The organism is Lacimonas salitolerans (assembly GCF_042677865.1).
GTDB classification, from domain to species: domain Bacteria; phylum Pseudomonadota; class Alphaproteobacteria; order Rhodobacterales; family Rhodobacteraceae; genus Lutimaribacter; species Lutimaribacter salitolerans.
This window is the reverse complement of record NZ_JBHUDD010000059.1, coordinates 1-26,997: the sequence shown is the minus strand read 5'-3', so window position 1 is coordinate 26,997 and position 26,997 is coordinate 1. Positions and strand designations below refer to the sequence as shown.

Genomic DNA, 26,997 nt, shown 5'->3' with positions numbered 1-26,997 from the left:
CCAGCGTGTTCAGGTCTAGGCACAGGTCGTTGCGATTCGGTTACTGGTCTGGTTGCGCGCTATCGGACACCGCCTCCACCTCGGGAGAGGCCGCCAATAGCTGGTCCAGCGACCGCCGTGTTTCGGCACTGCGATCCAACAAGGCGCGGTTGCGTGCCAGAACGCCATCAGGGTCAGGGCGGTCGCTGAGATCTTGCGGCGCTGTCTGGCGGGAAGCAGACAGAGCAGTGTCCTCGGCGCCGTCCAGTTCCGACCAATCGCTTGCAAATTCCCTGGCCCGCATGCGCAGGTCATCCACATCCCTGCCGGAAAGCCCAAGGATCTCGGCCTCGGCCTGTCGCGGTCGCTCGAGGCTCAAGGCGATTTCTGCCCGCAACACGCGTCTTGCGCGCCCGTCCGGTCCCGTCGCCCCCTCCCGCAGGACGACCAAGGCCTGTTGCGGAAAACCCAACCGCAAAAGACGCTCGGCCAAGGCGTTGGCTGATTTGGACGCCAGCACCGCTGCCTGCTCCAATCGCGGAAAAAGCACTGTCAGAAACTCTGTATCCGGCGCGTTTTCGCGCAGCAGATCGGAGATTTGTTCCTGTGACAGGCTATCTGCACTCATGTCTTCAAGTGCAGCAAGCCTTTCAAAAGCAAGCGCAAACTGACCCGCCCCAGCCCTGGCCTGAACCTCCGCCCAGGCGAGGCGGATCGCTTCCGGCTCTCTGCGGCGTTCATACGCAAAAGCCGCAGCCAAGTCCGCAGTTTCAGGCAATATCTCCCGACCCGCGGCCAGTTCACCGGCAATCATGTCCGCCAGAGCCTGCGCGGATTGTGCACCGTTGGCTTCAACCACATCCTGTCGTGCGGCCTGTGCAATGTCCGACGCACCCTCCATTTCGGCAATTCGGGCCTGGGCCATATTCTGCTCGGGGCTTTCTGTCTGCGTCAGGAGGTCAAGTCGGCGCATCACCATGTCGGCGGCATCCCGGTAACCGAATGCCGAAAGGCGGCCCGCCAGATCGGGACCGAGCCTCTTGCGCAAGTGAACCGGAAGGGTGGAAAAATGGCGGACCACTGCCCTGTCGTCGATCTCGACACGCCCCTTCCGGTCCGGCAGGGCCAGCACGGCCCACAGTGCCACGGCCCCGTCACAGACGGTCTGCGAAAGTAGCGGCCCTGCATCCTCGACCACGTCGCCATCCACCAAACGTGACAGTATGGTCAGAAGGGCTTGTGGCTGTGTTTGCATCGACAGGCTATGCCGCGCCTCTGCCCCAAAGCCATAGTGCAGGTAATGTCGGGCCATACCGATCGCAGCCACCGGGTCGATCTTGTCAAATTCTCCGTAGAGTTTGGACCGCCACATGGCGAGGCCAGCCCCGAAATCGTCAGATCCCCAATCGGCTACGGCAAATTCTGCATCAGGCTGGCAGGCTGCCCCGGCAAGGCTTTCTTCATTTACCCGCAGATGATCCGTCAGGGCATCATCCCGGCTGGTGACCGCGCGAAGCGGTACCTCTTCAGCTGCGGCCTGCTCAAGTACGGTCCGGAACTCCTCTCTTGGGGCCCGTTCAATGGGCTCGGGTCGCGGCGTCATCGTCCGGATGTCGGGCTCCAGGAGTCCTTGAGTCGCCGCGCGACCAAGCTGCCGCAACAGTCTTTCCTCAGCCGCCTTGACCGCATTTGCCGTCCGGGTATCGAGCATAGGCAAGTCGGGCGATTGTATCGGAAGAGGCTCCGATTGCGCGGTGCGTGGTGGCAGGAAAAGTGGCAGATCAACGGTCGGTTTTTCGGGCAAGACGGTACCAAAGCTCAGACCTTGCTGCTCGGTCTGCTGCGCAGCAGGCGCGGGCACGATTGGGCCGGATGCATCCGAGATATCCACAACCAGCATGCTCTGCCCAAACAGAAAAGCACGGGTCGAACATTCGCAGCCAAGGTCCAGCACCAAATCGCCGGATCCGCCAAGGCTGCGCAAGTCTGCCAGCCGACGGCGATCGATGCGCGTGAACACTTGCGAGACGTCGAAACCCGTCACGCCTCGGGCAATCCGCAGTACGACCTGCCTTGCTGACTGGTCCAGCTCCCAACTGCTTTGCTGCGGCAGATCGATGAGAAGGCGGGTAAAGCTGCCATGCTCTCCTGACCGGACCACAGCCTCGGCCGCAAAAGTCCGGTCCACGCCGATGGACCAGAAAGCCGCCATGAAAAGCACGAGACGGATCATGCGGCCTCCTGCTTGAGAGCTTTCAGAGCCTCCTCCAGATCATTGAAGTCGGGCCGGTAGTGCGATGGCGTATTCTGACGGCCGACTTCGATACAGATATTGGCCGGGTGGTTGTACAGGTTCGCCACCAAAACCTCGCGGATCAGCTGGTAGAAATGCGCGTCCTCCTCGACAACGGCTTTCACGCGCCCGGCAAACGGCGCCACCAAACCATAGGCCAGAAACACGCCCAGGAAGGTTCCCACCAGGGCGCCGCCGATCATCTTGCCCAATACCTCGGGCGGCTGATCGATCGAGGCCATCGTCTTGATCACACCCAGAACCGCAGCCACGATGCCCAGGGCAGGCAAGCCATCCGCAACGGTCTGCAGGGCATGGCTGCCATGCATGGCATGGTGCAGATTCGCATCTATCCGCTTTTCCAGAACCTCCTCGACCTGATGAGGATCGTCATAGTTCATCGATGCCGACCGCAGGGTATCACAGATGAGATTGATCGCCTCCTTGTCCTTCTGGATGCGAGGATATCTTGAAAAGATCGACGACTCGGCCGGAGCCTCGATATGCTCTTCGATTGCAACGGGGCTGACTTTGGCCAGGCGGATCAACTCGAACAAGAGACACAGAAGATCCCGATAATCGCCGGGTTTCCATTTTGCTCCCTTGAACACCTTGCCGATATCCTTGAGCGTGTGTTTCACAGCGCCGATGTCGTTGCTGATCAGGAACGCCCCGACCGCAGCGCCGCCGATCATCATCATCTCGAAGGGCAACGCCTTGAGAATGATGCCCAGCTTGCCGCCAGCAGCCAGATAGCCGCCAAACACCATGGCAAAGATCATGACGATGCCGATAAGTCCCAGCATGATTTCCTCCGACCAGATCACCTGCTCCGACGGTGGCACAGGAGGGGTTAAGAAACCTTCAGCGCGGTCACTTTATTCCTTGGGAACCGATGCATTGCGGCCAGCCAGAATCACGCTGACGGAATAGGCTGTCTGCGGATTGAGTCCCGCCATGATGCCCGCGGCGGCCTGCGGCTCCATGCGGCCCATGAATCCGGCCGCAAACTCTGGTGCCATTGTCTCGAACAGGGCGGCCGCTTCCTTTGGCTTCATGGCCTGATAGACAGCGACCAGCCGCGTGATGTCATCTTCGGCGGCACTGTCCGCCAGTGCGATCGTAGCCCGCAGCGCCTCTTCCGCAGCCACAAGCTCCTCTGTCTTTCGCGAGAGTTCCTCCTCGGCGGTGGCCAGCGCGCGCATACGGTCACGCATCTGTCCCTCACGCTGGGTCAGGCGTGTCTCACGCTCATCCAGCGCAGCCAGAACTGCGGCAATTTCCTTGGGTGGCTCGCAGACAGGCGGCGTGCTTGCCGCAGCTTCGGTCGCTGCAAACTCTTCTGCGCGTGCAAGGGCACTGCCCGCCCCCAATCCGGCCCGGACCAGCGCAGATCCGATCAACAGAACGGCAATCACCGCAAGTGTGCCGCGCCCCGTTTTTCGTCTGCGGCGCACGGTCATTGGCGGGCCTCCTCGTCCGCGCGCCCATGGCGCACGAACATCGGCTCCTGCACCTCTTCCTGCGGTGTTTCGGACAGGTCATGCATCGACGCCAAAAGCAATTCCAGCCGCTTGGACATCGCTTCGGCCCGGTCCGTCAATGCCGTCAGGGATTGTGTCGACTCCTGCGTCGTTTTCTGCGCCGTGGCCAGCATCCTGGTCAGGTCATCCACCTGCGCCGACAGCACCGCGACCGCTCCGCCAACCCCGTTTTCCAGGTCGTTGAACCGGCTCAGGCGGCGCGCCAGGATGAAGCAGTAGAATCCGGCCCCCAGCGCGCCAGCCACCAGAAGTATATCGGCAATCAGTTCCATGGTCCCCTCTTTCAGTTCAGGACAAATTCCATGATCAACAGGTCGCGCACGCGATCTGCCCCGGTCACGATCTGCACCCGGCGCAGCATCTGGGCCCGCAACCGGCTCAGGATGGCGGGATCTTCGAAATCCCGCGGCTCGACGGCACGCAGATAGCTGTTCAGAACGTCAACCACCCGTGGCAGCAGTGCGCTCACTTCACGCTCCTTGCTGGCGGGCACTTCAAGCTGGGCCCGAAACCGCAAATGACGACTGCCCGACCCGGGTGCCAGCGAAATGACAAGCGGATCAAGCGGAACAAAGGCCGTGTCACCCATTGGAACGGCCGCGCCTAGCTGCGCACCCTTTTCCCCTGCTTGATCGGCAAGCGGTGCGCTGTCATCGGTGCTTTGCGCAACCGGCGATTCGCCTCCAAGGAGCATGCCGGAATACACCGCGTAGAATCCGCCCCCACCCCCAACGACGGCAAGAAAAACCCCCAGAATCAAAGGGGTTTTCGAAGGCTTCTTCACCTCTTCCGGTGCTGTTGCGTCGGTCATTTCGTCACCTGTGCATTCGTTCATCCGCACAGACTGCATAACCCGCCAGGGACTAACCGATTGTTAAGCCTGATCCGCCATAGATCGGAGCGAACAATGGCAGAACGCCATGTCAACCGGAGGTCGCCCGTGCAGCAGATCGTGAATGTCTGGAACGCGCTTGAAACACGCCGCAAGGTGATCGTGATCCTTGCCACCCTTGCCATGTTGGCAGCGGTAATCGGGTTGGCCAGAATGGCCGGAAAACCCAGTCTGACGCTTCTGTATTCCGGCCTGGAAAACGGTGCTGCGGGCGAGGTCGTGCGTGCTCTTGACCAACGCGGCGTGGTGTACGAAGTGCGCGGCGGTGCCATTTTCGTCGCGGCCGCTCAGCGCGACACCCTGCGCATGACACTGGCCAGCGAAGGCCTGCCTGCCAACACTGCCAAGGGCTATGAGCTACTGGACGGGCTGTCGGGTTTCGGAACCACGGCCCAGATGTTCGATGCCGCCTATTGGCGCGCAAAGGAGGGCGAGCTGGCCCGCACGATCCTTGCCGGTCCCGGGATCACATCTGCGCGCGTGCATATCGCCAATGCCGGCGGCAATCCGTTCCGGCGCGATCTGCGCCCCTCTGCCTCGGTGTCGGTCACGACGGCTGGGGGCGCGCTCCCGCCTGCGCAGGCCCGGGCGCTGCGGTATCTGGTCGCCGCGGCTGTGTCGGGTCTGCTACCCGAGGACGTTACGATCGTTGACGGCACCGGGGCAATCGTCGCCGGTACCGAGGCCGAGGCCCCAAGCAACACCGCCGAAGACCGCGGCGCCGCCTTGCGCGACAAGGTGCAGCGACTGCTCGAAGCGCGGGTCGGCCCCGGCAACGCCGTGGTCGAGGTCACGCTGGAAACGCTGAACGAAAGCGAATCGATCCGAGAAAAGCGCTTTGACCCCCAGGGCCGCGTCGCAATCAGCACCGAAACCGAAGAGAGCAGTGACAGCGCCCAGAACGCAGGCGGGGGCGAGGTGACCGTTGCCTCGAATTTGCCGGATGGCGAAGCCGGGGGCGGCAATCAAAGCAACAGCCAGAACAGCCGCACACGGGAACGGGTGAACTATGAAGTCTCTGAAACCGAACGCGAAATTCAACGCGCCGCCGGGGCCATAAAACGCCTGACCGTGGCGGTTCTGGTCAATGGCGCCAACGTCCCTGCCGATGACGGCACGGCGGTGTCCCAACCACGCCCCGATGAAGAACTGGCCGCCCTGCGTGACCTTGTCGCCTCGGCAGTGGGCTATGACGAGACCCGCGGCGACGTCATCACCCTCAAATCCATGGCCTTCGAGCCGATATCGCCGCTTGGCACCGCGGCGACGCCGGGGATGCTCGACCGCCTTGCGCTTGATGCGATGTCCCTGATCCAGATGGCGGTTCTGGCGGTTGTCGCACTGCTGCTCGGATTGTTCGTGGTCAGACCGGTGCTATCCGGACGGCAGGCGACTGCCGCAGCAGCGCTACCCGCGCCCGCCCGTGCAGCACCGTCACCGCAGTCCGAGGCCCTGACCGGCGAAATCGAGGATGAAGACGGCAACTTCATTCCTGCAATGAGCTCCGGCGCAGGAGCCACCGGCACCGCCCTGTCCCCAGCCAATCCGGGCGCACAATCTGACGCGGTTGAACGCCTTCGTGCGCTGATCGGTGAACGGCAGGATGAAACGGTCGAGATCCTGCGCACCTGGCTTGAAGATGAGGAGCCGACCCGATGAGCGTTCAGCACCTGCTTGAAGACTTCGGTGATCTGGAAGCCGAGCAGCTTGTCATGACAGACCAGGCCCTTGAAGAAGAGCGGCTGGCGTCATTCGAGCGGGGCTATCAGGCCGGATGGGAGGATGCCAGCAAGGCGCACGCGCAGGAACAAGGCCATATCGGCAGCGATCTGGCCCGCAACCTGCGCGATCTTTCTTTTACCTTTCACGAGGCGCAGGCCGCGATGCTGCGCAATCTGGAACCCTTGTTTCAGCACTTGCTGCACACCATCCTGCCCAAAGCAGCAACAGAGGGCTTCGACGCGCGGATAGTCGAAGAACTCACCGCCCTGTCGCGCGAGTTGGGTGGGGGTACCGTGATCGTGTCCGTGGCGCCCGCCCATGCTGAAAGGGTCGAGGCCTTGCTCGGCACCATGGATGCCCTCGCTGTTTCCGTGCAACCGGACAAAACCTTAAGCGAAGGCCAGGCCTTCCTGCGCCTTGGGCAGCGCGAGCGGATGATCGATCTCGACACCGCTCTCGATGAAATCCGCCAGCGTATTTCAGCATTTTTCCACGCATCCAGGGAGGCCCAGAAACATGGCTGACGGCGACCACACCACCCCGATGGCCGAGCTTGGCAGCGCCTTTGCCTCGGTCCCGATCGAGATCACCATTTCGGTCGGCCGTGCCCGCCCGTTGATCCGTGACCTGCTGCAGATGGGTGAAAATTCGGTCCTGACGCTTGATCGCAGGGTCGATGATCCTGTCGAGCTTTACATCGGCGACCGCCTGATCGCGCGTGGGCAGCTTGAAGAGGTGGATGGCGACCTGCCCGGACAACTGGCCGTCCGTCTGACCGAGGTCAGCGACTTTCAGGACGGGCTGGAATGACGCGCCTGCTGCACGGGCTTGTCTTGCTTGCGCTTGCGGCACCCGGGATGGCGGTGGCGCAGGACGTGTCGATCACCTTGTCGGATGGCGACACGCTCACCACCCGTACGATCCAGCTGTTTGCACTGATCACCCTGCTGTCGCTGGTGCCCGGGCTGGCAGTGATGATCACCTGTTTTCCCTTCATCGTCACGGTTCTGTCGATCCTGCGGCAGGCCATCGGTCTGCAACAGGCCCCGCCCAACATGCTGATCGTCACGCTGGCGCTGTTTCTGACCTATTTCGTGATGGACCCGGTGTTGCGCACTGCCTGGGAGTCAGGGGTCAGCCCCTTCATGGCAGGCGAGATGGAGCTGGAGCGCGCCTTCGCCGCCACGCTTGACCCGTTTCGTGCCTTCATGTCCGCACGGATGGACACCGAGACTTTTGAAACCCTCGCCGCCCTGCGCCAGGACCTCGGACCAATACCCGCAGGTGCCGATGCGCCGCTTTCGGTTCTGGTGCCCAGCTTCTTGTTGTCCGAGATCGCCCGCGCGTTCCAGATCGGCTTTCTGATCTTTCTGCCCTTCCTGATCATCGATCTGGTGGTCTCGGCCGTGCTGATGTCGATGGGGATGATGATGGTGCCCCCTGTAATCGTCTCATTGCCTTTCAAGCTGGCGTTCTTCGTGATTGCCGATGGCTGGGCGCTGATTGCCGGCGCACTGGTCCGCGGCTATCTTTGATCCGACGGCGCGCCGCCTTCAGAGCCACATTGAACCGAAAACACCCGGTCCATCATCCGGGCATTTTCCTGGCGTCCAACTGACTATACCGTTTTCGGGGACGAACAGGCAGACAAGGCCCGCTTAGCGCACAATGAAATCCGCATGCAGCGCACCTGCGGCTTTGATGCTTTTCAGGATATCGATCATGTCGCGGGGGGCCACCCCCAGCGCGTTCAGCCCCGCAACCACTTCGGACAACGACGTGCCCGGAGGCACCTCGGCCAGGCCGATCCCCGGCTCTTCCTCGATGGCCACGTCGGTACGCGGGACCACCACGGTTTCACCATTGGCAAAGGGGTTCGGCTGCACAGCCAACGGGCGCTCCTGGATCCGCAAGGTCAGGTTGCCCTGCGACACGGCCACGCGGGAAATGCGCACATCCTCACCCATGACGATCGTGCCCGAGCGTTGGTCAACCACGACACGCGCACGCCGCTCGGGCTCCACCGGCAGGTTCTCGATCTGCCCCAAGGCATGGGCGGGTGAGCGCGCCCGCGTTGCCGCGATGTTCAGTTCAACCGTGCCGGAATCCAGCATTACCGCCACCTCACGCCCGAAACTGGCGTTGATCCGCGTCTCGATCCGTGCGGCTGTTGTGAAATCCGGCTCGCGCAGCGCCAGACGCAGCGATGCAAGCTGCGAGAAATCGAAATCGATCTCGCGCTCGACAAACGCGCCTGACGGAATGGTGCCCGCCGTGGGCACACCCTGCACGACCCGGGCACCATCGCCCTCGGCTGCGGCACCGCCCGCGATGATCGTGCCCTGCGCCACCGCATAGATCTGGCCATCGGCCGCGTTCAGCGGCGTCATGATCAACGTGCCCCCCAGCAGGCTTTTGGCATCGCCGATCGCCGACACGGTCACATCGATCCGCCCGCCCGCCCGCGAGAAAGGCGGTAGCGTGGCGGTCACGAACACCGCCGCCACGTTTTTCGGGCGAAACTGCTCGCCGCTGACATTCACTCCCAGCCGCTCAAGAATGTTGGTCATGATCTCTTCGGTGAAGGGCGCGTTGCGTATGCCATCACCGGTGCCGTTCAGCCCGACCACCAGACCATAGCCCACCAGATCGTTGCCGCGCACCCCGTCGAATTCCACCAGATCCTTGATCCGCACCGGATTTGCCATCGCATGAACGGGAAGGGTCGCCGCCAGAACAGCGGCCAGAACGATGCGCATCACATGTACTCCGTCAGCGACAGCCGCGACATGCGCACGGTCAGGGTATACAGGCTTTCGAGGTTGAACTGCACCTCCTGCAGCCGCGTCGCCGTGTCGTAGGGATCGACCGACAGCAAACCGCTCCGCGACCCTTCCAGCGCCAGTTTTTCCGACGCCAGCCGAACTCCCGTTTCCTCCAGCCGCGCCTGGGTTACACCCAGATCGGCGCGCAGGGCAGTCAGCCCGTCCTGGGCCTGAAACAGCTGATCGCCCGCCGCGCGATAGATCGCGTTCCGTGTCGCCATGTCCAGTGTCGCATCGCCTGCCAGGGCCGCCAGCGCAATGGGCTTCAGGCTTTGACGCAAGGCTGCGTGATCGGCGCGCAGATCCAGCGAAACGCTTTCCCCCTCGGCCACGCGAAACGGTGGCACCGACATGTCCGAACCGACATAGGCCACCGTATCGAAGCCCCCGCCGGGCGTATTGAACCACGCATCCAACGCCGCCCCGATCTGTGCAGACGTCGTCATGCCGGCAACCGACACCCGAAGATCCGCCATGATGGTTTCCGCATCCGCCATGGCCGGCATTGCCACCTCGTTTCCGGCAAACAGCGCGCGGCCCGCAACGCGCGTGTTGAGCAGCGATACCGCCCGATCCAGCGTTTCGCGCGCCTGATCCGCCGCCACCCGACCCGAAGCCAGAAGCCCCGAGTCGGATGTTGTCATCAAGGATGACGCCAGCCCCACGGTCATGTCCTGCAAACCGCCCAGCGCGCCTTGCATCGCATCCGTGGTGGTCGATGCCTCGGCCCTGGCCTGGCGATAGGCCGCATTGCCCACCATACGCTGCTCGATATCGGCCAGTATGGCATAATCACCGGTCAGATGGCGGATCGGGTTGGCAGTTTCCCCGGTAGCAAGCTCCTGGCTCAGACGCTGCATTTCGGTGCGCAGGGCGACATTGTGCCGGCGCAACATGAAATGCGATGTCAGATCGCCCAACGTAGTGAGTGTCATCGCTCAAATCCTCATCAATGTGTCGATCAGCTTGCCGACGGTTTCCATCACCCGGGCGTTGGCGGCATAGCTTTGCTCGACCAGCATCAGCCTTTGCATCTCGGCATCCGTATCAACGCCGCCCGCCCTCTCGGTGGTGCGCAGGGCGTCACGCTGCGCGGTCACAAACCCCTGCCGACGGTCCTGCTCATTGACCGCAGCCGCCGCGTCCGATTGCAGGTCGGCGACCATCCCGTGAAACGACCGTGCCACCCCCGGCAGCGCCGCTGATCCGGGCACGCGGATCTCGGCCAGCGCGGTGCCCATGGCGGTCAGCAAAGAACCATTGCCCACGGGCCCCGGACCCACCGCCGCCAGACCATCGCGCAGACGCCACGCCGCACCACCGGCGGCCGGGTCCACGCTTGCATGCAAGCGCAAACGGCCAGCTAGACCGACCTCATCGGCGGCGACAACCTGCGCACCCTCATCGGTGAACAGCCCCGCGTCGCCCGGTGACAAGAGCCTCATCCCGCATCTCGAACAGCGCGCCCAACGATCCGCCCCGCAGTGACCCGCCCGGCGGATCGGTGCGCACTGGCACATCATTGATCATCAGCCCCGACAACAGGCCTGCATCCGCCGTCATATGCGGCATGATGGTGGGTGACCGGGTGAACCCGATCTCGGACGCGCGCCCGTCGAACAGGATCGCCCCGCCCGGCGTGTACAGCGCGATGCCGTTGTTGGCCCGCACTGCCATGCGCACCGGGACGATCTGGCTGATCTCATCGATCATCCGGTCACGGTGATCCAGCATCGCCGCCTCTTCATGGCCGGTGGCAGTGACCAGCCTTGGGCTCATCTCCTGCAGCCCGTTCAGCAATTCGTTCAGCCGTGTGACCTGTGCCGCGATCTTTCCATCCGCCTCTTGCCGCAGGTCTTGCACGGCACGCGACATGGTGTTCAGCCGCGCGACCACCTCGCCTGCACGGCCCACGGCGATGTCCAGCCGCGTGGTCGAATTGGGCTGGCTTGCCGCTGAAATCAGCGCCGCGTCGAACTCGGCCACAAGGGTGCCCAGCGCACCGGGCGCGCCGGGCATGCCTGCGATATCCGACACGCGCGACAGGAACCCGGCGCGCGCATCGCTGTTGCCAAACGCGGCATCCGCCAACCGGCGATCCGACAGCAAGGCCTGATCCACGTGGCGGGTCATGCCCGCCACGATCACACCGCCGTTGCCGCCCTGTGCGCGGGACGCCAGTTCGATCTCGCGCGGGGCATAGCCCTCGGTCGAGGCGTTCGCCACGTTCGATGCCACGACCTGCGCCCCGCGCGAGGCGGCGGTCAGGCCTGACAGGGCGTTGGAAAGCGCGCCGGAAATGCTCATCGGATCAGCCTTTCTTCAGGGATCAGCGTTTGATGTTGGTGGTTTCCTGCAACATCTCGTCCACGGTCTGAATGACCTTGGCATTCGAGGAATAGGCCCTCTGCGTCTGGATCATGTCGGTCAGTTCACCCGCCACATCGGTGCTGGATGCCTCGCGCGCATAGCCCGCAATATCGCCTGTGGGTCCGTCACCGGCGTTCCACAGAAAATAGCTGCCGCTGTCGAGTGAGGGCAGATAGGTCTGCTGGTCCAGCGCCATCATGCCATTGGGGTTGGGCATATCCACCAGAGGAACCTGATAGACCCGCCGCGTGATCCCGGTGTCAAAGAAGGCGTTGACGAACCCGTTGCCGTCCACCTCGACCCCGGTCAGGTTGCCCACGGGCGCGCCATCCTTGGAAATCGCAACCGGTGCGAAACTGTCGGACAGCTGGGTCAGCACGCTCGACTCACCCGGACGGCCGATGGCGATTTCCATCGGGCCCCCGGCCACATCCACGATCAACGCGCCCGTCGCGGCGTCATAGGCGCCGCCGGATACGGTGGTGACCGATGCCAGGGTTCCGCCTGCGGTGCGCCCGTCGTCGAATGTCAGCGTATACTCCCCGATAACCGCCCCGGCCGAGGCCGAATCGCGGATCACCATCGTCCATTCATTCGACATGCCTGCGGCAGGAACGGTGGGCGAGAATTCCACCAACAGGTCTTCGGACGTGCCGAGGTTGTTGAAATACTCGATCGTCAAACCCTGCACATCGCCCGGTGCACCTGCGGCAGTGTCGGTTGCCGGCAGGTTCACGCCCAGCGACATCCGCGTCGTCGGATCGCCCGTGAACTCGTTCACATTCACCCGGACCGGCTCCAGCCCGGCGGAATTGTCACGCGGAAAGGTCGGGATGCTGCCATCGCGCTGCGCCGGCCAGCCCAGCAGCATCAACCCGGACTCGGTGCGCAGAAAACCGTCGGCATCGGTGCGGAAAGATCCGGTGGTGGTCAGGTACATCGTGGGCTCGCCATTGCCCGCAGCCACCTGCGTCGCCTGTGCCACCGGCAGAAACCCGCGCCCCCGCACCGCCAGATCGGTGGCGTTTGATGTGGTGACCAGCGATCCGCTTTGATCGATCATGCGCTGGTTCGTGGTGCGCACCCCCCCGGCGGTATAGGACCGGCCCGTGTTGGCCAGGACCATCGAATGAAAGTCCGTTTCCACCCGCTTGTACCCGTAGGTCGCGGAGTTCGCGATATTGTCCGAGATCGAGCCCAACCGGCTGGCATTTGCCGCCAGCCCTGCCACACCCGCGTTAAGCGAAGAGGATATTGTCATGCATACGCCTTTCTGCTGCATCAACCAGTCGTCGGAGCACAGACATAACGGCGCGGGCTTAACGCCGGGCTAACAGCTAAAATGCGATCAACGCGACGTGCGCAGAAGGATCACCTCCAGTCGGTTGTTGCGCGGCGACATCGGGTCACGCGTCACGGGTTCACGGTCGGCATGGCCCGTCACGCGCAGGATACGATCCGGGCGCAGGTCGCGGCCCTCCAGCAGGCGGCGCATCGCATCCGCGCGCGCAGCCGAAAGCGACCAGACCGGGTTGTCGGCCAGAACCAGCGGCCGCGCGGCCACATGCCCTTCGACGGCGACGGGGTTGCGCACCAGCCCTGCCACCCGCGCCAGCATCCCCGCCAGCTCCCGCAGCAACAGCGTCGGCTCGTCGGTCTGGCCGTTGAACAGCGTCGCCTGGTCGATATCGAACAGCTCGATCACCAGACCCTCGTCGGTGACGCGGGTGACGATATGCTTCAACTGATCCTCGCGCACGATGCTTTCACCGCCGCGACCCATAAGCGCCTCTTCGACAGCCTTGAATGCCTCGTGATCGGCCCCGGACTCGGCCTGTGGTCCGGCCTCGGATATTCCGGTCTCGCCGCGGGCCTGACGTGCCTCGGTCGGGCGCAGGTTTGTCGCCCCGGTGCCCATCTGCGGCAAGGTATCTTCGGAAAACATGCTGTCGCCGCCGAACACCCCATCACCCCCGCCGGAAATCCGGGCCATCGGCACGGTTGGCGTGAAGTAGTCGGATATGCCCTTGCGTTGCTGTTCCGTTGTCGCATTCAACAGCCACATCAAAAGGAAAAACGCCATCATGGCGGTCACGAAATCAGCATAGGCGACTTTCCACGCCCCGCCGTGGTGCCCGCCGCCTGCGACGACCTTTTTCCGTTTGATGATGACTGGCGACGCATTCGTTTGCGCGCCCATCTCCACCACCTTTCATCTCACCCGATGACAGGGATAGCGTAAGGTTTCTTGCCAGCGGGTTAACGGCCGTGGCATGCCCGCATCCTGAAATCATGCGATTTTTCGCGAAACCCGCCATTTCAGGTGACCACCCGGCAGGTCAGGTTCAGCCGCCCGCCATGCGGCAACAGGGTGGAGGAACCGAACCTGATCCGGTCCACCCCGTGATGCACCAGCCGCGCAGCGCCCGCCATCACCAGCACATCGCCCGAGCGCAGCCAGATGCTTTCGGTCTTGCCGCCACGCGCGACGTTGCCCACCCGGAACAACCCTTCGTCGCCCAGGCTGACCGACATCACCGGCCACGAGAAATCGGCCTCGTCGCGGTCCTGATGCAGGCCCATCCGCGCACCTTCCGCATAGTAATTGATCAGACAGCAATCAGGGTCGCGCGAACCACCGACCAGTGCGCGCCATATCTCCAGAACCTGCGCAGGTATAGGCGGCCATGGCACGCCCGACGGATGCCGCGGATCATAGCGGTAACCGCGCCTGTCGCTGACCCAGCCGCACACCCCGGCCGATGTCATGCGCACGCTCATCTGCTTGCCACCACGCGTTTCGGGGTGAAACATCGGGGCAGCCGCCACCACGTCACGCAAGGTCGAGACAAGAGATTGCTGTGCCTCGGGCCCCAGAAACCCCTGATATATCGCGACTCCACGCAGATTTTGCGGCGCATTCGTCAAGAAATTACCTCCGATTCACCTGTTCGCCATATTTGCGACGCTTGCAGGGTGCCAGACCCCTCCTTATATACGCCGGGAAGCGCAGTACCGCATCCCGGTACTGCACGGTATCAATTCGGGGCAAGGATGCCAAAAAGGGTCCGCGTCTCGTGTCATCGCCTTGAATAGAAAGGGATCGAAAACATGGGAAAAGTTATCGGTATCGACCTTGGCACCACCAACAGCTGCGTCGCCATCATGGACGGCTCTCAGCCCAGGGTCATTGAGAATTCCGAAGGGGCGCGCACGACTCCTTCGATCGTCGCCTTCACCGACAACGAGCGTCTTGTCGGCCAGTCCGCCAAGCGGCAGGCCGTGACCAACCCCACCAACACCATCTTTGGCGTCAAGCGCCTGATCGGGCGTCGTTCGGACGATTCGGATCTGGCCAAGGACAAGAAGAACATGCCGTTCAACGTCATCGACGGCGGCAACGGCGACGCCTGGGTCGAGGTGAAGAACGAAAACTACAGCCCCAGCCAGATTTCGGCCTTCATCCTCGGCAAGATGAAGGAAACCGCCGAAAGCTATCTGGGCGAGGATGTGACGCAGGCGGTCATCACCGTTCCTGCCTATTTCAATGACGCCCAGCGTCAGGCCACCAAGGATGCAGGCAAGATCGCCGGCCTTGAAGTGCTGCGCATCATCAACGAACCGACCGCGGCCGCGCTGGCCTATGGTCTGGACAAGACAGACAGCCAGACCATCGCCGTCTATGACCTTGGCGGCGGCACCTTCGACGTGACGATCCTTGAAATCGACGACGGCCTGTTCGAGGTCAAGTCGACCAACGGCGACACCTTCCTGGGTGGCGAAGACTTCGACATGCGGGTGGTCAACTACCTGGCGGACGAGTTCAAGAAGGAACACAACGTCGACCTGACAAAGGACAAGATGGCCCTCCAGCGCCTGAAAGAGGCGGCTGAAAAGGCCAAGATCGAACTGTCCAGCAGCAGCCAGACCGAGATCAACCAGCCCTTCATCGCGATGGACCCCAACAGCGGCACGCCGCTGCACATGGTCATGAAACTGACCCGCGCCAAGCTGGAAAGCCTGGTGGGCGATCTGATCAAGGCGTCGATGAAGCCTTGCGCTGCGGCACTGAAGGACGCGGGCCTTTCGGCCAGCGACATTGACGAGGTCGTGCTGGTCGGCGGTATGACCCGCATGCCCAAGGTGGTCGAGGAAGTGACCAAGTTCTTCGGCAAGGAGCCCCACAAGGGCGTGAACCCCGACGAGGTCGTGGCCATGGGTGCCGCGATTCAGGCCGGCGTTCTGCAAGGCGACGTCAAGGATGTCGTCCTGCTCGACGTCACCCCGCTGTCGCTGGGTATCGAAACGCTGGGCGGTGTCTTTACCCACCTGATCGACCGCAACACCACGATCCCCACCAAGAAGTCGCAGATCTTCTCGACCGCCGAGGACAACCAGTCGGCCGTGACCATCCGGGTGTTCCAGGGCGAGCGTGAAATGGCCTCGGACAACAAGCTGCTTGGCGCGTTCAACCTTGAAAACATCCCCCCGTCCCCGCGCGGCATGCCCCAGATCGAGGTGACCTTCGACATCGACGCCAACGGCATCGTGTCGGTCGGCGCCAAGGACAAGGGCACCGGCAAGGAGCAGCAGATCACCATTCAGGCCTCGGGCGGCCTGAGCGAGGAAGACATCCAGAAGATGGTGAAAGAGGCCGAGGAAAACTCCGAAGCCGACAAGCAGCGCCGCGAACTGGTCGAATCCAAGAACCAGGCCGAATCGCTGATCCACTCGACCGAGAAATCGATCGAGGAGCACGGCGACAAGGTTGACCCCTCGACCGTCGAAGCCATCGAACTGGCCGTGGCCGCTCTCAAGGACGAGCTGGAAAACGACAATGCCGACAAGATCAAGTCCGGCATCCAGAACGTCACCGAGGCGGCGATGAAACTGGGCGAGGCCATCTACAAGGCACAGGCCGAAGAGGGTGAAGACCCCGCCACCGGCGAAGATGGTGCAACCCGGTCCGACGATGACGACATCGTCGATGCCGACTTCGAAGATCTCGACGACGACAAGCGCAAGTAAGCGCGCTTTGCGGAACCTGCGGGGGCCGGTCCGGGCACCGGGCCGGCCCTTGACGTTCCGGTAAAGGGGGACCCCCAATGGCAAAACGTGACTTTTACGACGTGCTTGGGATCAAGAAGGGCGCATCGCCCGACGAGATCAAGAAAGCCTACCGCAGCAAGGCCAAGGAACTGCACCCCGACCGCAACGCCGACAATCCCGAGGCCGAGGCGCAGTTCAAGGAAGCCAACGAAGCCTACGAGGTGTTGAAAGACGCCGACAAGAAGGCCGCATACGATCGCTATGGCCATGCCGCGTTCGAGGGCGGAATGCCCGGCGGCGGGGGCGGCGGCGCGCGTCCCGGCGGTGGCTTCCACGGCAATAGCGACTTTTTCTCGGACGTGTTCGACGACCTGTTCGGCGACATGATGGGCGGGCGCGGCGGACCGGGCGGACGGCAACGCGCCGCACGCGGGGCCGACCTGCGCTACAATCTACGCGTCACGCTGGAAGAGGCTCATCAGGGCCTTCAGAAAACCATCACCGTACCCAGTTCGGTCGCCTGCGATTCGTGCAATGGATCAGGCGCCGAAGGCGGGGCCGAACCCACCACCTGCCCCACCTGTTCGGGCATGGGCAAGGTGCGCGCGCAGCAGGGTTTCTTTACCATCGAACGCACCTGCCCCACCTGTGGCGGTCTGGGCCAGACGATCAAGAATCCCTGCAAATCCTGTGGCGGTCAGGGTCGCGTCCACAAGGATCGCGCGCTGTCGGTCAACATCCCCGCAGGCGTCGAAACCGGCACCCGCATCCGTCTGGGTGGCGAGGGCGAGGCCGGAATGCGCGGCGGACCGGCCGGCGATCTCTATATCTTCATCGAGGTCGCGCCGCATGACATCTTTGAACGTGAGGGCACGAACCTGTTCTGTCGCGTGCCCGTCTCGATGACGACAGCCGCGCTTGGTGGCGATATCGAGGTGCCGACGATCGACGGCGGGCGCAGCCGCGTCAAGATCCCCGGCGGCAGCCAGGCAGGCCGCCAGATGCGCCTGCGCAGCAAGGGCATGCCCGCCCTGCGCGGCGGGGCGGTCGGTGACATGTTCATCGAACTGGCGGTGGAAACCCCGGTCAACCTGACCAGCCGCCAAAAGGAACTGCTGCGCGAATTCGAAGCCCTGTCAGAAGACAACAACCCGGAATCCCACAGCTTTTTCGCCTCGGTCAAAAGCTTCTGGGACTCGATGAAGGGCTGACCGCCTGAAAACGACAAATGGCGCGCCCCACACCGGGCGCGCCTTTTTCATGGGCGTTAACCGCCTGTTCACCACTGGGCGCGCATCGTGACGGCATGACGCAACAGCCCAACGCCTTTGCCGAAATGCCCCTGCCGCTGTTCGACCCGGACGAGGCGACGACGCCTGCGCCCATGGCGGCCGGGCGGCTGCCCTCGTACATCGCCGACCACCGCAAACGCCTGCGCGTGCGGTTCATGGACGGCGGGGCACAGGCCATGCCGGATTACGAAATGCTGGAACTCGTCCTGTTCCGCGCCATTCCCCGGCAGGATGTCAAGCCGCTGGCACGCGCGTTGCTGGACCGCTTTGGCGATTTCAACGGGGTCATCACCGCCCCCGCCCAACGCCTGAAAGAAGTCAGGGGCGTGGGCGACGCCGTAATCTGCGAGCTGAAGATCGTCGAGGCTGCGGCGCAGCGCCTTGCCCGCGGCCGCATCCTGCAACGCCACGTGGTCAGCAGTTGGGATCAGTTGCTGGACTATTGCCATACCACCATGGCGCACCGCGATACCGAACAATTCCGTGTGCTGTTCCTCGATCGCAAGAACGTCCTGATCGCGGACGAGGAACAGGCGCAGGGCACCGTCGATCACGTGCCGGTCTACCCGCGCGAGGTGGTCAAGCGCGCGCTGGAACTGAACGCCAGCGCGCTGATTCTGGTGCATAACCACCCTTCGGGCGACCCGACCCCGTCCGAGGCGGACATTTCCATGACCCATCAGATCGAGCTGGCGGCGCAGGCGCTGTCGATCACGTTGCACGATCACCTGATCATCGGAAAATCCCGCGAACTCAGCTTTCGGGCCGAGGGGTTGATCTAGCGCACCCAGACCTCGACCCGCCGGTTCACCAACCGACCCCACGCGCTGTCATCGCAAGCCATCGGCATCGCCTTGCCAAAGGCCGCGACCCCCAGGTCGATGCGGGTCAGGTTGGCGGTTTCCGCGGCCACGATCACCGCGCCGCGCACCGCCTCGGCCCGGCGAAGCGCAATCTCGCGGTTGACCCCCGCACTGCCCTGCCCATCCGTGAACCCGACGAACAGCAAATTGCGCGTGTCATATACCCCGGCCTCCATCGCACGGGCCAGTTGCTCGACATTCGAGCGTGATTGCGCATCCAGCCGCGTGGACCCCTGCTCAAACCGGAACGTCGTGGTCAGCCGCCGCATCGGCGACAGCACCGAGACCATGCGCTGCAACTCGTCCAGCCCGACTTCCTCACCTGCCTGCGCGATGGCATTGGCAAAACGGTTGCCCTGCGCATCCACCGGAATCTCTTCGGGCGTCTGATCGACAAACCCGGCGCGGCGGATCACCAACTGGGCCTCGGGCGCGCGCAGATAGGTCAGGAAATCGCGCGCCAGCGACGGCAACCGCCGTGCGGGCAGATACAGAAACAGCGGCGCGGTCAGCGGGTAATCCTCGGTCTTGACGTTGCGCCGGCCGGCCTGCAACGCAAAACCGCAATCGCCGGACAGGGCCAGCGGCTTGGTCCGGCCCAGCGCAGCCCCCGAAGCAAGGCCAAGACCGAACGGATCGCCCGCCACCGCCTCGGCCAGATCGGCATTGCTGGTATGGCGCTGCACGCCGGGTGGAAGATCGGCGCGGATCGGGCGCAGCAGCCGGTCCACGACCGCCTGCCCCAGCCCCGAGCGCGCATCGCGCAGATGCAGGGTGATCGGCGCATCCGGCCCCCCCAGCGCCTGCCAGTTGTCGATCTGCCCGGCAAAGGCCTGCGCCAGATCGGGGGTGGTGATGGTGCTCAGCGGGTTGTCGGCAGCCACCACCGGCACCAGCGCATCCAGCGCCAGAACCCGTGACCGGCCCCGCCCGCGCAGATCACCCATCCCGGCCTCCTGCGCACGGGCCGCCTCGGGGCCGCGCACCTCGCGCAGCGACATGACGATATCGGCCTCGTTCGCCAGCAGATCGGCAAATCCTTCGTCCGTATTTGTGGCATGGATATGAAACCGCCCCACCAGCACCCCGCTGTCACGGTCGCGCAACAGGTAGGTCGCGCGCGCCGGCCCCTCGTCCTGTCGGGTGGCTGTCAGCCCGCTGCGCAGGGCAAAGGCCTCGATCAACGCGGGCATCAGCACGGCACCCATGGTTTCTGCCCCAGCCAGCCGCAGTTCGGCCACAAAGGCGGTCAGGTTCGGACAGCCCGGCCCATCACACAGCACACCCGAGCCATCCACCGTCAATTCGCCATAGACCGTTTCGACGCGGTAGAATTCGCCGTCAAATCCCAGCAGCGTGCCGGTGATCTCGACCGAGCCATCGCGCGAGGTCAGCGTGACATCCTGTGCCACCGCCCCAAGCGTGCCCCATACAAGGAAAAGTGCGGCGCAGGCCGCCGCACGCAAGAAAACCATGAAAGATGTCTGCCCCAGAAAACGCGGTTGTCAGTTGCCGGCGATCTTCAGGTCTTGCAGCAGGTTTTTCAACATCAGAATGTCGACCTCGACATCGCAAGAGGGCATGGTCAACGCCACGTCCTGCGCGCTCAGCGCGCCGCCGGGCCCGACCTGCAGCGCCTGCGCCTCGACATCGCGGGTGCAGTTGCCCGAGGTGATCACCGCTTCGGCGGTCAGTTCCACCTCGCCCGCCTGCCCAGCGCCGGACGGGAAGGTATAGACCTGCGCGCGCAGACCGTCGTTTATGGCCGTGTCACCCAGCGTGGTCAGAACGCCACCCTGCCCGGCAACCGCACGATCCAGATCGCCCGGCGCCTCCTCCCAGACATGGCCCGCATCGCCATAGGTCGCGCCATATTCCAGCGCGTGTATCTGGAACCCGGCATCGCCGCGCCATTGCAGGACCACGCGGTCATAGGCATCAAAATCCGGCACCTGCGCGCGCACGACCGCGCCGCTTCCGTTCTCGAACGACGCAATGAACAGCGCCTCGGGCGTCAGGGCAGGCGCGCGCATCCGCAGGACACCATCCCCATCGGTCAGCGCCTGCACCATCATTCCGTTGTGATGGATCGTCACCCGGGCCTGCGGCAGGCAATCGGCGGTCACGGTCAGATCGACCATGGCGGCAGGGGCCGGGCGGGCCGTCATCACCGGATCACAGCCCTGCGGCGGCGTCCCCGGGGCATCCTGCGTCCGCAACACCTCGTCCAGACCGGGCACGGCGGCGGCCAGTTCGGTATCGGGCTCGGGCAGAACGGGGGCAGACCGCTCGATATCATTGGTGCGCGACGTGGCCGCGGTGTGGGCGATCCCGCTCAACTCCATGCCCGACATGCCCGCAGCAACCACAGGCGGTTCGGTCATGACATCCATCTGCGTGTTCAGCGACGCGGTCTGCGTCACCGGCGAAGGCGCCTGCTGCATCACGAAACCGATGCCAAGCGCAACCACGACGGTGCCACCTGCCAGAATATAGCGCTTTGGATCAAACATTGCCGACTCCTGAAACCCACTGCTTCAGTATCGGAGTTTCATTAACAAAAACGGCGCCCATATGGCGCCGTTGCGGAGTATTTCAGGCTCTTTCAGCACAAAATGTGCCTAGGCAAAGCGTCCGTGGCAATGCTTGAACTTCTTGCCCGACCCGCAGGGACAAAGCTCGTTCCGGCCCGGGTTGCCCCAGGTGGCGGAGTCATTTTCGTCAAACTCGCGCTCTTCGGGCGGGGCCAGCGTTTCGGCCTCGCTTTCCTCGCGCGCCATGTCCAGCGCGTCCTGCTGCGCCCTTTGCTGCGCGGTCAGTTCCGCGACCATCCGCTGCTGTTCCTCTTCGGTCATCGGCCGGATCTGGGACAGCTTTTGCGTCACGTCGATCCGCAGGCTGTCCAGCATCGATTCGAACAACTGGAAGCCTTCGGTCTTGTACTCGTTCAGCGGGTCGCGCTGTGCATAGCCCCGGAACCCGACAACACTGCGCAGGTGTTCCAGCGTCAGCAGATGTTCACGCCACTTGCCGTCGATCGTCTGCAGCAACACCTGCTTTTCGATCTGGCGCATCGTCTCGGGGCCAAAGGCAGCGGCCTTCTCGGCCATCATCTCGTCGCTGGCCTTTTCAAGCCGCTCGGTGATTTCCTCGTCATCCACGCCTTCTTCGGCGGCCCAGGCGATCACCGGCACATCGACACCCAACTGCTCGATGCACGCGGCATACAGCCCTTCGGTGTCCCACTGGTCGGCATAGGTTTTCGGCGGCATGTACTGGTCCACCAGATCGCCGATGACCTCGTGGCGCATGTCGGTCACGATTTCCGACAGGTCCTTGGCTTCCATGATCTCGCGCCGCTGGGCAAAGATAACCTTGCGCTGCTCGTTCATCACGTCGTCGAATTTCAGCAACTGCTTGCGGATGTCAAAGTTGCGGCCTTCGACCTTGGCCTGCGCGCGTTCCAGCGATTTGTTGACCCAAGGATGAACGATGGCCTCGCCTTCCTTCATGCCCAGTGACGACAGCACCTTGTCCAGCCGCTCTGACCCGAAAATCCGCATCAGGTCGTCTTCGAGGCTCAGGAAGAACGCCGAGCGTCCGGGGTCGCCCTGACGGCCCGACCGGCCGCGCAACTGGTTGTCGATGCGGCGGCTTTCGTGCCGTTCGGTGGCCAGAACGAACAGGCCGCCGGCCTCTTTCACCTTCTGCTCGTCGGTCACGTGCTCGGCCTCGATCCGCTTGCGGATTTCTTCGGGGTCGGCCTCGGGGTCGGCTTCGATGGCTTCCATGATCTGGAAATCCAGATTGCCGCCCAGCTTGATGTCGGTGCCGCGCCCGGCCATGTTGGTGGCGATGGTCACCGCGCCCAGCTTGCCCGCGTCGGCGACGATCTGCGCCTCCTTGTCGTGCTGGCGGGCGTTCAGGACGTTGTGCTCCACCCCCGCTTTCTTCAGAAGCTCCGACAGGGACTCGGATTTCTCGATGCTGGTCGTGCCCACAAGGATCGGCTGCCCCTTGGCGTTCGACTCCTTGATGGTCGCGACGATGGCGTCGTATTTTTCCTGCGCGGTGCGGTAGACGGCGTCGTCATCGTCTTTGCGCGCGATGAGCCGGTTCGTCGGCACCTCGACCACGCCCAGACCATAGATCGTCTGGAACTCTTCCGCCTCGGTCGACGCCGTGCCGGTCATGCCCGACAGCTTGTCATACAGGCGGAAATAGTTCTGAAAGGTCACCTGCGCCAGCGTCACGTTCTCGGGCTGGATCTTGCAATCTTCCTTGGCCTCGATCGCCTGATGCAGGCCATCCGACAGCCGCCGACCGGACATCATCCGCCCGGTGAACTCGTCGATCAGCACAACCTCGTCATGGCCCAGCGGCTGACCCGCCTGATTGGTGGCGGGACGCACGATGTAATCCTTGTCGCGCTGGAACAGCTTGTGCGCACGCAGGGCCTGATTGACATGGTGCACGATCGTGGTGCTTTCGGGATCATACAGCGATTGCCCCTCGGGCAGCACACCACGCGCCAGCAACTGTTCTTCCAGAAACTCGTTGCCCTCGTCGGTAAAGGTCACGTTGCGCTGCTTTTCATCCAGCGTGAAATGCTCGTCGCGGATCTCGGGGATGAACCGGTTGATCGCCACGTACAGATCGCTGCGGTCGTCGGACGGGCCGGAAATGATCAGCGGCGTGCGCGCCTCGTCGATCAGGATGCTGTCCACCTCGTCCACGATGGCAAAGTGATGGCCGCGCTGCGCCATGTCGGTCAGTTCGGCCTTCATGTTGTCGCGCAGGTAGTCGAACCCAAGCTCGTTGTTGGTGGCATAGGTGATGTCACAGGCATAGGCCGCGCGTTTCTCGGCATCGGGCTGCTGTGGCACGACAACGCCGGTGTCCATGCCCAATGCGCCGTAAACCTTGCTCATCCATTCCGCGTCGCGGCGGGCCAGGTAGTCGTTGACGGTGACGATATGCACGCCATTGCCGGTCAGCGCGTTCAGATAGGCGGGAAAGGTCGCCACCAACGTCTTGCCCTCGCCGGTCTTCATCTCGGCGATATTGCCCTGATGCAGGAACATGCCGCCCATCAGCTGCACGTCAAAGGCGCGCAGCCCCAGCGCGCGTTTCGCCGCCTCTCGGCAGTTCGCAAAGGCCTCGGGCAGGATCGCGTCCAGCGTCTCGCCACCGGCGACCCGCTTGCGAAACTCTTCGGTCTTGGCGATCAGCCCTGCATCGTCCAGCTTTTCGAACTCGGCTTCCATCGCGTTGATCTTTTCGATCACGGGGCGCGTGGCCTTGACCTTGCGGTCGTTCGGGGTGCCGAACACCTTTCGGGTAAGAGTTCCGAATCCAAGCATGGTCCATCCGTTCCGGTCGTTGACAAAATAGTGCGGGCCTACTGCTTGCCCGCTGCATCCACACCGCCTAAAACGGGCGGGAAATAACAGCCAAACCGGCCACAAGGCTACGTAAGGGGCGGCTGTGCAAGTGTCAATGTCACGGGCCATCGCGCCCTGAAAGGATAACCAGATGTCACACCGTTTCACCTTTGCTGCCGCTGCCGCCCTGGCCATGTGCCTGTCGCTGCCCGCCAAGGCCGAGGACGCGCCCACCGCCGACACCGTCGTCGCCACGGTCAACGGTCAGGACATCACCCTGGGCCACATGATCCTTGTGCGCGCCAACCTGCCCCAGCAGTTCACCCAACTGCCCGACGAGGTGCTGTTCGACGGCATCCTCAACCAGCTTGTGCAGCAAAGCGTGCTGGCCGAAACCCTGACTGAAACGCCACGCCGCGTGGAAATGGCCGTGGAAAACGAAATGCGCCAATTGCTTGCCGCCGAGGCGATCGACGATCTGCTGGCCGGTTCCATGACCGAAGACGCCATTCAGGCCGCCTATGAGGACCAATACGCCGGTGCCGAACCCGACACCGAATGGAACGCCAGCCACATTCTTGTCGAGACCGAGGAAGAGGCCGCAACCCTGGCCGAGCGTGCCCGCGCAGGCGAGGATTTCGCTCAACTGGCCCGCGACAACTCCACCGGCCCGTCCGGGCCCAACGGTGGCGAACTGGGATGGTTCAGCACCGGCATGATGGTGCCCGAGTTCGAAGAAGCGGTGAAAACGCTTGACCCCGAAGGCGTGTCCGATCCCGTGCAGACCCAGTTCGGCTGGCACGTCGTGCGCCTGAACGATACGCGGATGAAGGACATCCCCGCGCTGGAAGAGGTCCGCGAAGAGGTCGAGGCACAATTGCAGCAGCAGGTCGTCGACGCCCGCGTTCAGGAACTGACCGAGGCCGCAACGGTCGAAACCATGGCCGACGGCATCGACAAATCCCTGCTGTCCAACCTCGACATGCTGGAGAAGTAATTGATGGGCAAGGCGCTGGCCGTTTCCCCACTGGCCCCGGCCAGCTTTCCCACCTTGCCCGACATCGGCGGGGTAGAGATTGCCACCGCCGCCGCCGGTGTGAAATACAAGGACCGCACCGATGTGATGCTGGCCCGTCTGGCCCCCGGCACCACGATGGCCGGGGTGTTCACGCGCTCTGCCACACGTTCGGCCCCGGTTCTGGATTGTCAGGCCAAGATCGGCACCGCATCCGACGCAGGCGCGGCGATCCTCGTCAACTCGGGCAATTCCAACGCCTTCACCGGCGGGCGCGGCGTGGAATCGGTGCAGGCCATCACGCAGTCCGTGGCCAATGCCACCGGCGTGCCGGTGGAGCGCGTGTTCACCTCCTCCACCGGGGTCATCGGCGAGCCGCTGCCCCATGACCGCATCATCGCCAAGCTCGATGATCTGGCCAGCGCACTGGAAGCCGCCAACATGGAGCACGCCGCCCGCGCCATCATGACGACCGACACCTTTCCCAAGGGAGCTGGCGCGGAAATCATGGTGGACGGTCAGCCCGTGCGCATCGCGGGCATCGCCAAAGGCTCGGGCATGATCGCGCCGGACATGGCCACGATGCTGGTCTACATCTTCACCGACGCACAGATTGCCCAGCCCCCCTTGCAGGCGATGCTGTCCCGGCTGACCGACCGCACCTTCAACTGCATCACGGTCGACAGCGACACCTCGACTTCGGACACGCTGCTGCTGGCCGCCACCGGCGCATCCGGTGTGGCGGTCGATGACGCCCCCGAATTCGAAGCCGCCCTGCACGACGTGATGCAGGATCTGGCCCATCAAGTCGTGCGCGACGGCGAAGGCGCCACCAAGTTCGTCACCGTGCAGGTGACCGGCGCAGCCAGCGACGCCGACGCCCGCACGCACGCCCTGTCCATCGCCAACTCGCCGCTGGTAAAAACCGCCATCGCGGGCGAAGATCCCAACTGGGGCCGCATCGTCATGGCCATCGGCAAATCCGGTGCCGCCGCCGACCGCGACCGCCTGACCATCCGCTTTGGCGACATCCTTGTGGCTGAAAACGGCTGGGTCGCCCCCGGCTATGCCGAGGATCAGGGCGCGACCTACATGCAACAGCCAGATCTGACCATCACGGTAGACATCGGCCTTGGCACCCGGCAGGCAACCGTCTGGACCTGCGATCTGACCCACGGCTATATCTCGATCAACGCGGATTACCGGTCTTGAAGGTCGTTCTGGTTGCCGCGGTTGCCCTGATCGACGTCGATGGCCGCATCCTTCTGGCGCAGCGCCCGCCGGGGAAATCCATGGCGGGCCTGTGGGAGTTTCCAGGCGGCAAGGTCGAGCCGGGCGAAACCCCGGAATCGGCCCTTGTGCGTGAACTGCACGAAGAATTGGGGATCGAGACCTGGAACTCCTGCCTTGCTCCGCTCACCTTTGCCAGCCACGGCTATGACGATTTTCACCTGCTCATGCCACTGTTCGCCTGCCGCAAATGGAACGGCATCCCCCACCCGAAAGAGGGGCAGACACTGGCCTGGGCACATGCGCGCGAGCTGCGCGATTATCCGATGCCGCCGGCCGACATCCCCCTGATCCCGATTCTGCGCGACTGGCTGTGACAAGCCGGATCTTCCCGGGACTTGGCCAGTGTCACGGAAACGTAATCACGTTTTGATGGATTGTTGCGAATATTAACACAAGGGCACCTCGATTTTTCGTCGTTTTCCGCGGTTCAGGGCGGGTTTTCTGGCCTGAAGCGTGCAGGAAGCGGCTTGCTGGGA

General features: G+C 63.4%; 25 protein-coding genes. 10 read left to right on the top strand and 15 right to left on the bottom strand.

All coding sequences use genetic code 11. From position 1 onward, the window contains the following. Positions 1 to 40 precede the first annotated feature (40 nt). From ACFTOW_RS11870 to ACFTOW_RS11850, 5 genes are all read right to left on the bottom strand, one after another. On the bottom strand, positions 41 to 2,212 hold the full coding sequence (locus ACFTOW_RS11870) for a hypothetical protein (protein ID WP_379915933.1): 2,172 nt from the start codon (positions 2,210 to 2,212) through the stop codon (positions 41 to 43). Further along, on the bottom strand, positions 2,209 to 3,078 hold the full coding sequence (motA, locus tag ACFTOW_RS11865; protein ID WP_379915931.1) for a flagellar motor stator protein MotA: 870 nt from the start codon (positions 3,076 to 3,078) through the stop codon (positions 2,209 to 2,211). The genes ACFTOW_RS11870 and motA overlap by 4 nt, the downstream gene beginning before the upstream one ends. Before the next feature lie 72 nt (positions 3,079 to 3,150). Continuing rightward, entirely contained in the window at positions 3,151 to 3,735 is a 585-nt protein-coding gene (locus ACFTOW_RS11860; RefSeq protein ID WP_379915929.1) for a MotE family protein, read from the bottom strand. Further along, entirely contained in the window at positions 3,732 to 4,088 is a 357-nt protein-coding gene (locus ACFTOW_RS11855; protein ID WP_379915927.1) for a hypothetical protein, read from the bottom strand. The genes ACFTOW_RS11860 and ACFTOW_RS11855 overlap by 4 nt, the downstream gene beginning before the upstream one ends. An 11-nt stretch (positions 4,089 to 4,099) precedes the next feature. Next, positions 4,100 to 4,627 carry a flagellar basal body-associated FliL family protein gene (locus ACFTOW_RS11850; protein ID WP_379915925.1) on the bottom strand — a complete coding sequence of 176 codons (528 nt, stop codon included), beginning with the start codon at positions 4,625 to 4,627 and terminating at the stop codon, positions 4,100 to 4,102. A gap of 96 nt (positions 4,628 to 4,723) precedes the next feature. Here ACFTOW_RS11850 and fliF point away from each other — a divergent pair, with 96 nt between their 5' ends. The 4 genes from fliF to fliP are packed head-to-tail and all read left to right on the top strand — an operon-like array spanning position 4,724 to position 7,965. Next, positions 4,724 to 6,367, top strand: coding sequence for a flagellar basal-body MS-ring/collar protein FliF (gene fliF, locus ACFTOW_RS11845; protein ID WP_379915923.1), 1,644 nt, complete (start codon positions 4,724 to 4,726; stop codon positions 6,365 to 6,367). Further along, the gene (locus ACFTOW_RS11840) at positions 6,364 to 6,954 is read left to right on the top strand and encodes a FliH/SctL family protein (protein WP_379915921.1); all 591 of its coding nucleotides are present in this window, start codon (positions 6,364 to 6,366) and stop codon (positions 6,952 to 6,954) included. Before fliF ends, ACFTOW_RS11840 begins: the two co-directional genes overlap by 4 nt. Further along, positions 6,947 to 7,240, top strand: coding sequence for a FliM/FliN family flagellar motor switch protein (locus ACFTOW_RS11835; RefSeq protein ID WP_379915919.1), 294 nt, complete (start codon positions 6,947 to 6,949; stop codon positions 7,238 to 7,240). Before ACFTOW_RS11840 ends, ACFTOW_RS11835 begins: the two co-directional genes overlap by 8 nt. Next, complete coding sequence (gene fliP, locus ACFTOW_RS11830) at positions 7,237 to 7,965, top strand: flagellar type III secretion system pore protein FliP (protein WP_379915917.1); 729 nt, start codon at positions 7,237 to 7,239, stop codon at positions 7,963 to 7,965. The genes ACFTOW_RS11835 and fliP overlap by 4 nt, the downstream gene beginning before the upstream one ends. A 123-nt stretch (positions 7,966 to 8,088) precedes the next feature. On the opposite strand, the gene ACFTOW_RS11825 is transcribed toward fliP, so the two are convergent. From ACFTOW_RS11825 to ACFTOW_RS11795, 7 genes are all read right to left on the bottom strand, one after another. After that, the gene (locus ACFTOW_RS11825; RefSeq protein ID WP_379915915.1) at positions 8,089 to 9,189 is read right to left on the bottom strand and encodes a flagellar basal body P-ring protein FlgI; all 1,101 of its coding nucleotides are present in this window, start codon (positions 9,187 to 9,189) and stop codon (positions 8,089 to 8,091) included. Continuing rightward, the gene (locus ACFTOW_RS11820) at positions 9,189 to 10,190 is read right to left on the bottom strand and encodes a flagellin (protein ID WP_379915913.1); all 1,002 of its coding nucleotides are present in this window, start codon (positions 10,188 to 10,190) and stop codon (positions 9,189 to 9,191) included. The genes ACFTOW_RS11825 and ACFTOW_RS11820 overlap by 1 nt, the downstream gene beginning before the upstream one ends. Positions 10,191 to 10,193: 3 nt before the next feature. Beyond that, positions 10,194 to 10,691: a flagellar basal body rod C-terminal domain-containing protein gene (locus ACFTOW_RS11815; protein WP_379915911.1), complete on the bottom strand. Its 498-nt coding sequence runs from the start codon at positions 10,689 to 10,691 to the stop codon at positions 10,194 to 10,196. Then, positions 10,657 to 11,562 carry a FlgK family flagellar hook-associated protein gene (locus ACFTOW_RS11810; protein WP_379915909.1) on the bottom strand — a complete coding sequence of 302 codons (906 nt, stop codon included), beginning with the start codon at positions 11,560 to 11,562 and terminating at the stop codon, positions 10,657 to 10,659. The genes ACFTOW_RS11815 and ACFTOW_RS11810 overlap by 35 nt, the downstream gene beginning before the upstream one ends. A gap of 22 nt (positions 11,563 to 11,584) precedes the next feature. Then, on the bottom strand, positions 11,585 to 12,886 hold the full coding sequence (locus ACFTOW_RS11805) for a flagellar hook protein FlgE (protein WP_379915907.1): 1,302 nt from the start codon (positions 12,884 to 12,886) through the stop codon (positions 11,585 to 11,587). An 87-nt stretch (positions 12,887 to 12,973) separates the two neighbouring features. Further along, complete coding sequence (locus ACFTOW_RS11800; RefSeq protein ID WP_379915905.1) at positions 12,974 to 13,825, bottom strand: flagellar motor protein MotB; 852 nt, start codon at positions 13,823 to 13,825, stop codon at positions 12,974 to 12,976. A gap of 119 nt (positions 13,826 to 13,944) precedes the next feature. Beyond that, entirely contained in the window at positions 13,945 to 14,553 is a 609-nt protein-coding gene (locus ACFTOW_RS11795; RefSeq protein ID WP_379915903.1) for an alpha-ketoglutarate-dependent dioxygenase AlkB family protein, read from the bottom strand. A gap of 183 nt (positions 14,554 to 14,736) precedes the next feature. Between ACFTOW_RS11795 and dnaK the strand changes: the two genes are divergently transcribed. From dnaK to radC, 3 genes are all read left to right on the top strand, one after another. Next, complete coding sequence (dnaK, locus tag ACFTOW_RS11790) at positions 14,737 to 16,653, top strand: molecular chaperone DnaK (protein ID WP_379915900.1); 1,917 nt, start codon at positions 14,737 to 14,739, stop codon at positions 16,651 to 16,653. A gap of 77 nt (positions 16,654 to 16,730) precedes the next feature. Further along, positions 16,731 to 17,885, top strand: coding sequence for a molecular chaperone DnaJ (gene dnaJ, locus ACFTOW_RS11785; RefSeq protein ID WP_379915898.1), 1,155 nt, complete (start codon positions 16,731 to 16,733; stop codon positions 17,883 to 17,885). A 95-nt stretch (positions 17,886 to 17,980) separates the two neighbouring features. Then, positions 17,981 to 18,748: a RadC family protein gene (gene radC, locus ACFTOW_RS11780; RefSeq protein WP_379915896.1), complete on the top strand. Its 768-nt coding sequence runs from the start codon at positions 17,981 to 17,983 to the stop codon at positions 18,746 to 18,748. Here the strand turns inward: radC and ACFTOW_RS11775 are convergent. The 3 genes from ACFTOW_RS11775 to secA all read right to left on the bottom strand — a co-directional run bounded on the left by ACFTOW_RS11775 (position 18,745) and on the right by secA (position 24,192). Further along, positions 18,745 to 20,304, bottom strand: a complete 1,560-nt coding sequence (locus ACFTOW_RS11775) for a substrate-binding domain-containing protein (protein WP_379915893.1) — start codon at positions 20,302 to 20,304, stop codon at positions 18,745 to 18,747. The genes radC and ACFTOW_RS11775 overlap by 4 nt on opposite strands. 30 nt (positions 20,305 to 20,334) lie before the next feature. Next, the gene (locus tag ACFTOW_RS11770) at positions 20,335 to 21,342 is read right to left on the bottom strand and encodes a hypothetical protein (RefSeq protein WP_379915891.1); all 1,008 of its coding nucleotides are present in this window, start codon (positions 21,340 to 21,342) and stop codon (positions 20,335 to 20,337) included. A gap of 108 nt (positions 21,343 to 21,450) precedes the next feature. Beyond that, complete coding sequence (gene secA / locus ACFTOW_RS11765; protein ID WP_379915889.1) at positions 21,451 to 24,192, bottom strand: preprotein translocase subunit SecA; 2,742 nt, start codon at positions 24,190 to 24,192, stop codon at positions 21,451 to 21,453. A gap of 172 nt (positions 24,193 to 24,364) precedes the next feature. Between secA and ACFTOW_RS11760 the strand changes: the two genes are divergently transcribed. From ACFTOW_RS11760 to mutT, 3 genes are read left to right on the top strand one after another with little or no spacing between them, the layout of a single operon-like run. Next, a complete protein-coding gene (locus tag ACFTOW_RS11760; protein WP_379915886.1) occupies positions 24,365 to 25,210 on the top strand; it encodes a peptidylprolyl isomerase in 846 nt (281 codons plus the stop codon). A 3-nt stretch (positions 25,211 to 25,213) separates the two neighbouring features. Beyond that, on the top strand, positions 25,214 to 26,440 hold the full coding sequence (argJ, locus tag ACFTOW_RS11755) for a bifunctional glutamate N-acetyltransferase/amino-acid acetyltransferase ArgJ (protein ID WP_379915884.1): 1,227 nt from the start codon (positions 25,214 to 25,216) through the stop codon (positions 26,438 to 26,440). Then, complete coding sequence (gene mutT, locus ACFTOW_RS11750) at positions 26,437 to 26,835, top strand: 8-oxo-dGTP diphosphatase MutT (protein ID WP_379915882.1); 399 nt, start codon at positions 26,437 to 26,439, stop codon at positions 26,833 to 26,835. The genes argJ and mutT overlap by 4 nt, the downstream gene beginning before the upstream one ends. Positions 26,836 to 26,997: the final 162 nt, after the last annotated feature.

Bases quoted from the DNA above. Each gene is read 5' to 3' on its own strand.
- ACFTOW_RS11805 (WP_379915907.1), bottom strand. From the start codon at position 12,886: ATGACAATATCCTCTTCGCTTAACGCGGGTGTGGCAGGGCTGGCGGCA.
- ACFTOW_RS11860 (WP_379915929.1), bottom strand. From the start codon at position 3,735: ATGACCGTGCGCCGCAGACGAAAAACGGGGCGCGGCACACTTGCGGTG.
- ACFTOW_RS11810 (WP_379915909.1), bottom strand. From the start codon at position 11,562: ATGAGCATTTCCGGCGCGCTTTCCAACGCCCTGTCAGGCCTGACCGCC.
- ACFTOW_RS11760 (WP_379915886.1), top strand. From the start codon at position 24,365: ATGTCACACCGTTTCACCTTTGCTGCCGCTGCCGCCCTGGCCATGTGC.
- ACFTOW_RS11800 (WP_379915905.1), bottom strand. From the start codon at position 13,825: ATGGGCGCGCAAACGAATGCGTCGCCAGTCATCATCAAACGGAAAAAG.
- ACFTOW_RS11825 (WP_379915915.1), bottom strand. From the start codon at position 9,189: ATGCGCATCGTTCTGGCCGCTGTTCTGGCGGCGACCCTTCCCGTTCAT.
- ACFTOW_RS11820 (WP_379915913.1), bottom strand. From the start codon at position 10,190: ATGACACTCACTACGTTGGGCGATCTGACATCGCATTTCATGTTGCGC.
- fliP (WP_379915917.1), top strand. From the start codon at position 7,237: ATGACGCGCCTGCTGCACGGGCTTGTCTTGCTTGCGCTTGCGGCACCC.
- fliF (WP_379915923.1), top strand. From the start codon at position 4,724: ATGGCAGAACGCCATGTCAACCGGAGGTCGCCCGTGCAGCAGATCGTG.
- motA (WP_379915931.1), bottom strand. From the start codon at position 3,078: ATGCTGGGACTTATCGGCATCGTCATGATCTTTGCCATGGTGTTTGGC.
- dnaJ (WP_379915898.1), top strand. From the start codon at position 16,731: ATGGCAAAACGTGACTTTTACGACGTGCTTGGGATCAAGAAGGGCGCA.
- ACFTOW_RS11870 (WP_379915933.1), bottom strand. From the start codon at position 2,212: ATGATCCGTCTCGTGCTTTTCATGGCGGCTTTCTGGTCCATCGGCGTG.
- ACFTOW_RS11840 (WP_379915921.1), top strand. From the start codon at position 6,364: ATGAGCGTTCAGCACCTGCTTGAAGACTTCGGTGATCTGGAAGCCGAG.
- ACFTOW_RS11835 (WP_379915919.1), top strand. From the start codon at position 6,947: ATGGCTGACGGCGACCACACCACCCCGATGGCCGAGCTTGGCAGCGCC.
- ACFTOW_RS11770 (WP_379915891.1), bottom strand. From the start codon at position 21,342: ATGTTTGATCCAAAGCGCTATATTCTGGCAGGTGGCACCGTCGTGGTT.
- secA (WP_379915889.1), bottom strand. From the start codon at position 24,192: ATGCTTGGATTCGGAACTCTTACCCGAAAGGTGTTCGGCACCCCGAAC.
- ACFTOW_RS11855 (WP_379915927.1), bottom strand. From the start codon at position 4,088: ATGGAACTGATTGCCGATATACTTCTGGTGGCTGGCGCGCTGGGGGCC.
- dnaK (WP_379915900.1), top strand. From the start codon at position 14,737: ATGGGAAAAGTTATCGGTATCGACCTTGGCACCACCAACAGCTGCGTC.
- argJ (WP_379915884.1), top strand. From the start codon at position 25,214: ATGGGCAAGGCGCTGGCCGTTTCCCCACTGGCCCCGGCCAGCTTTCCC.
- radC (WP_379915896.1), top strand. From the start codon at position 17,981: ATGACGCAACAGCCCAACGCCTTTGCCGAAATGCCCCTGCCGCTGTTC.
- ACFTOW_RS11775 (WP_379915893.1), bottom strand. From the start codon at position 20,304: ATGGTTTTCTTGCGTGCGGCGGCCTGCGCCGCACTTTTCCTTGTATGG.
- ACFTOW_RS11850 (WP_379915925.1), bottom strand. From the start codon at position 4,627: ATGACCGACGCAACAGCACCGGAAGAGGTGAAGAAGCCTTCGAAAACC.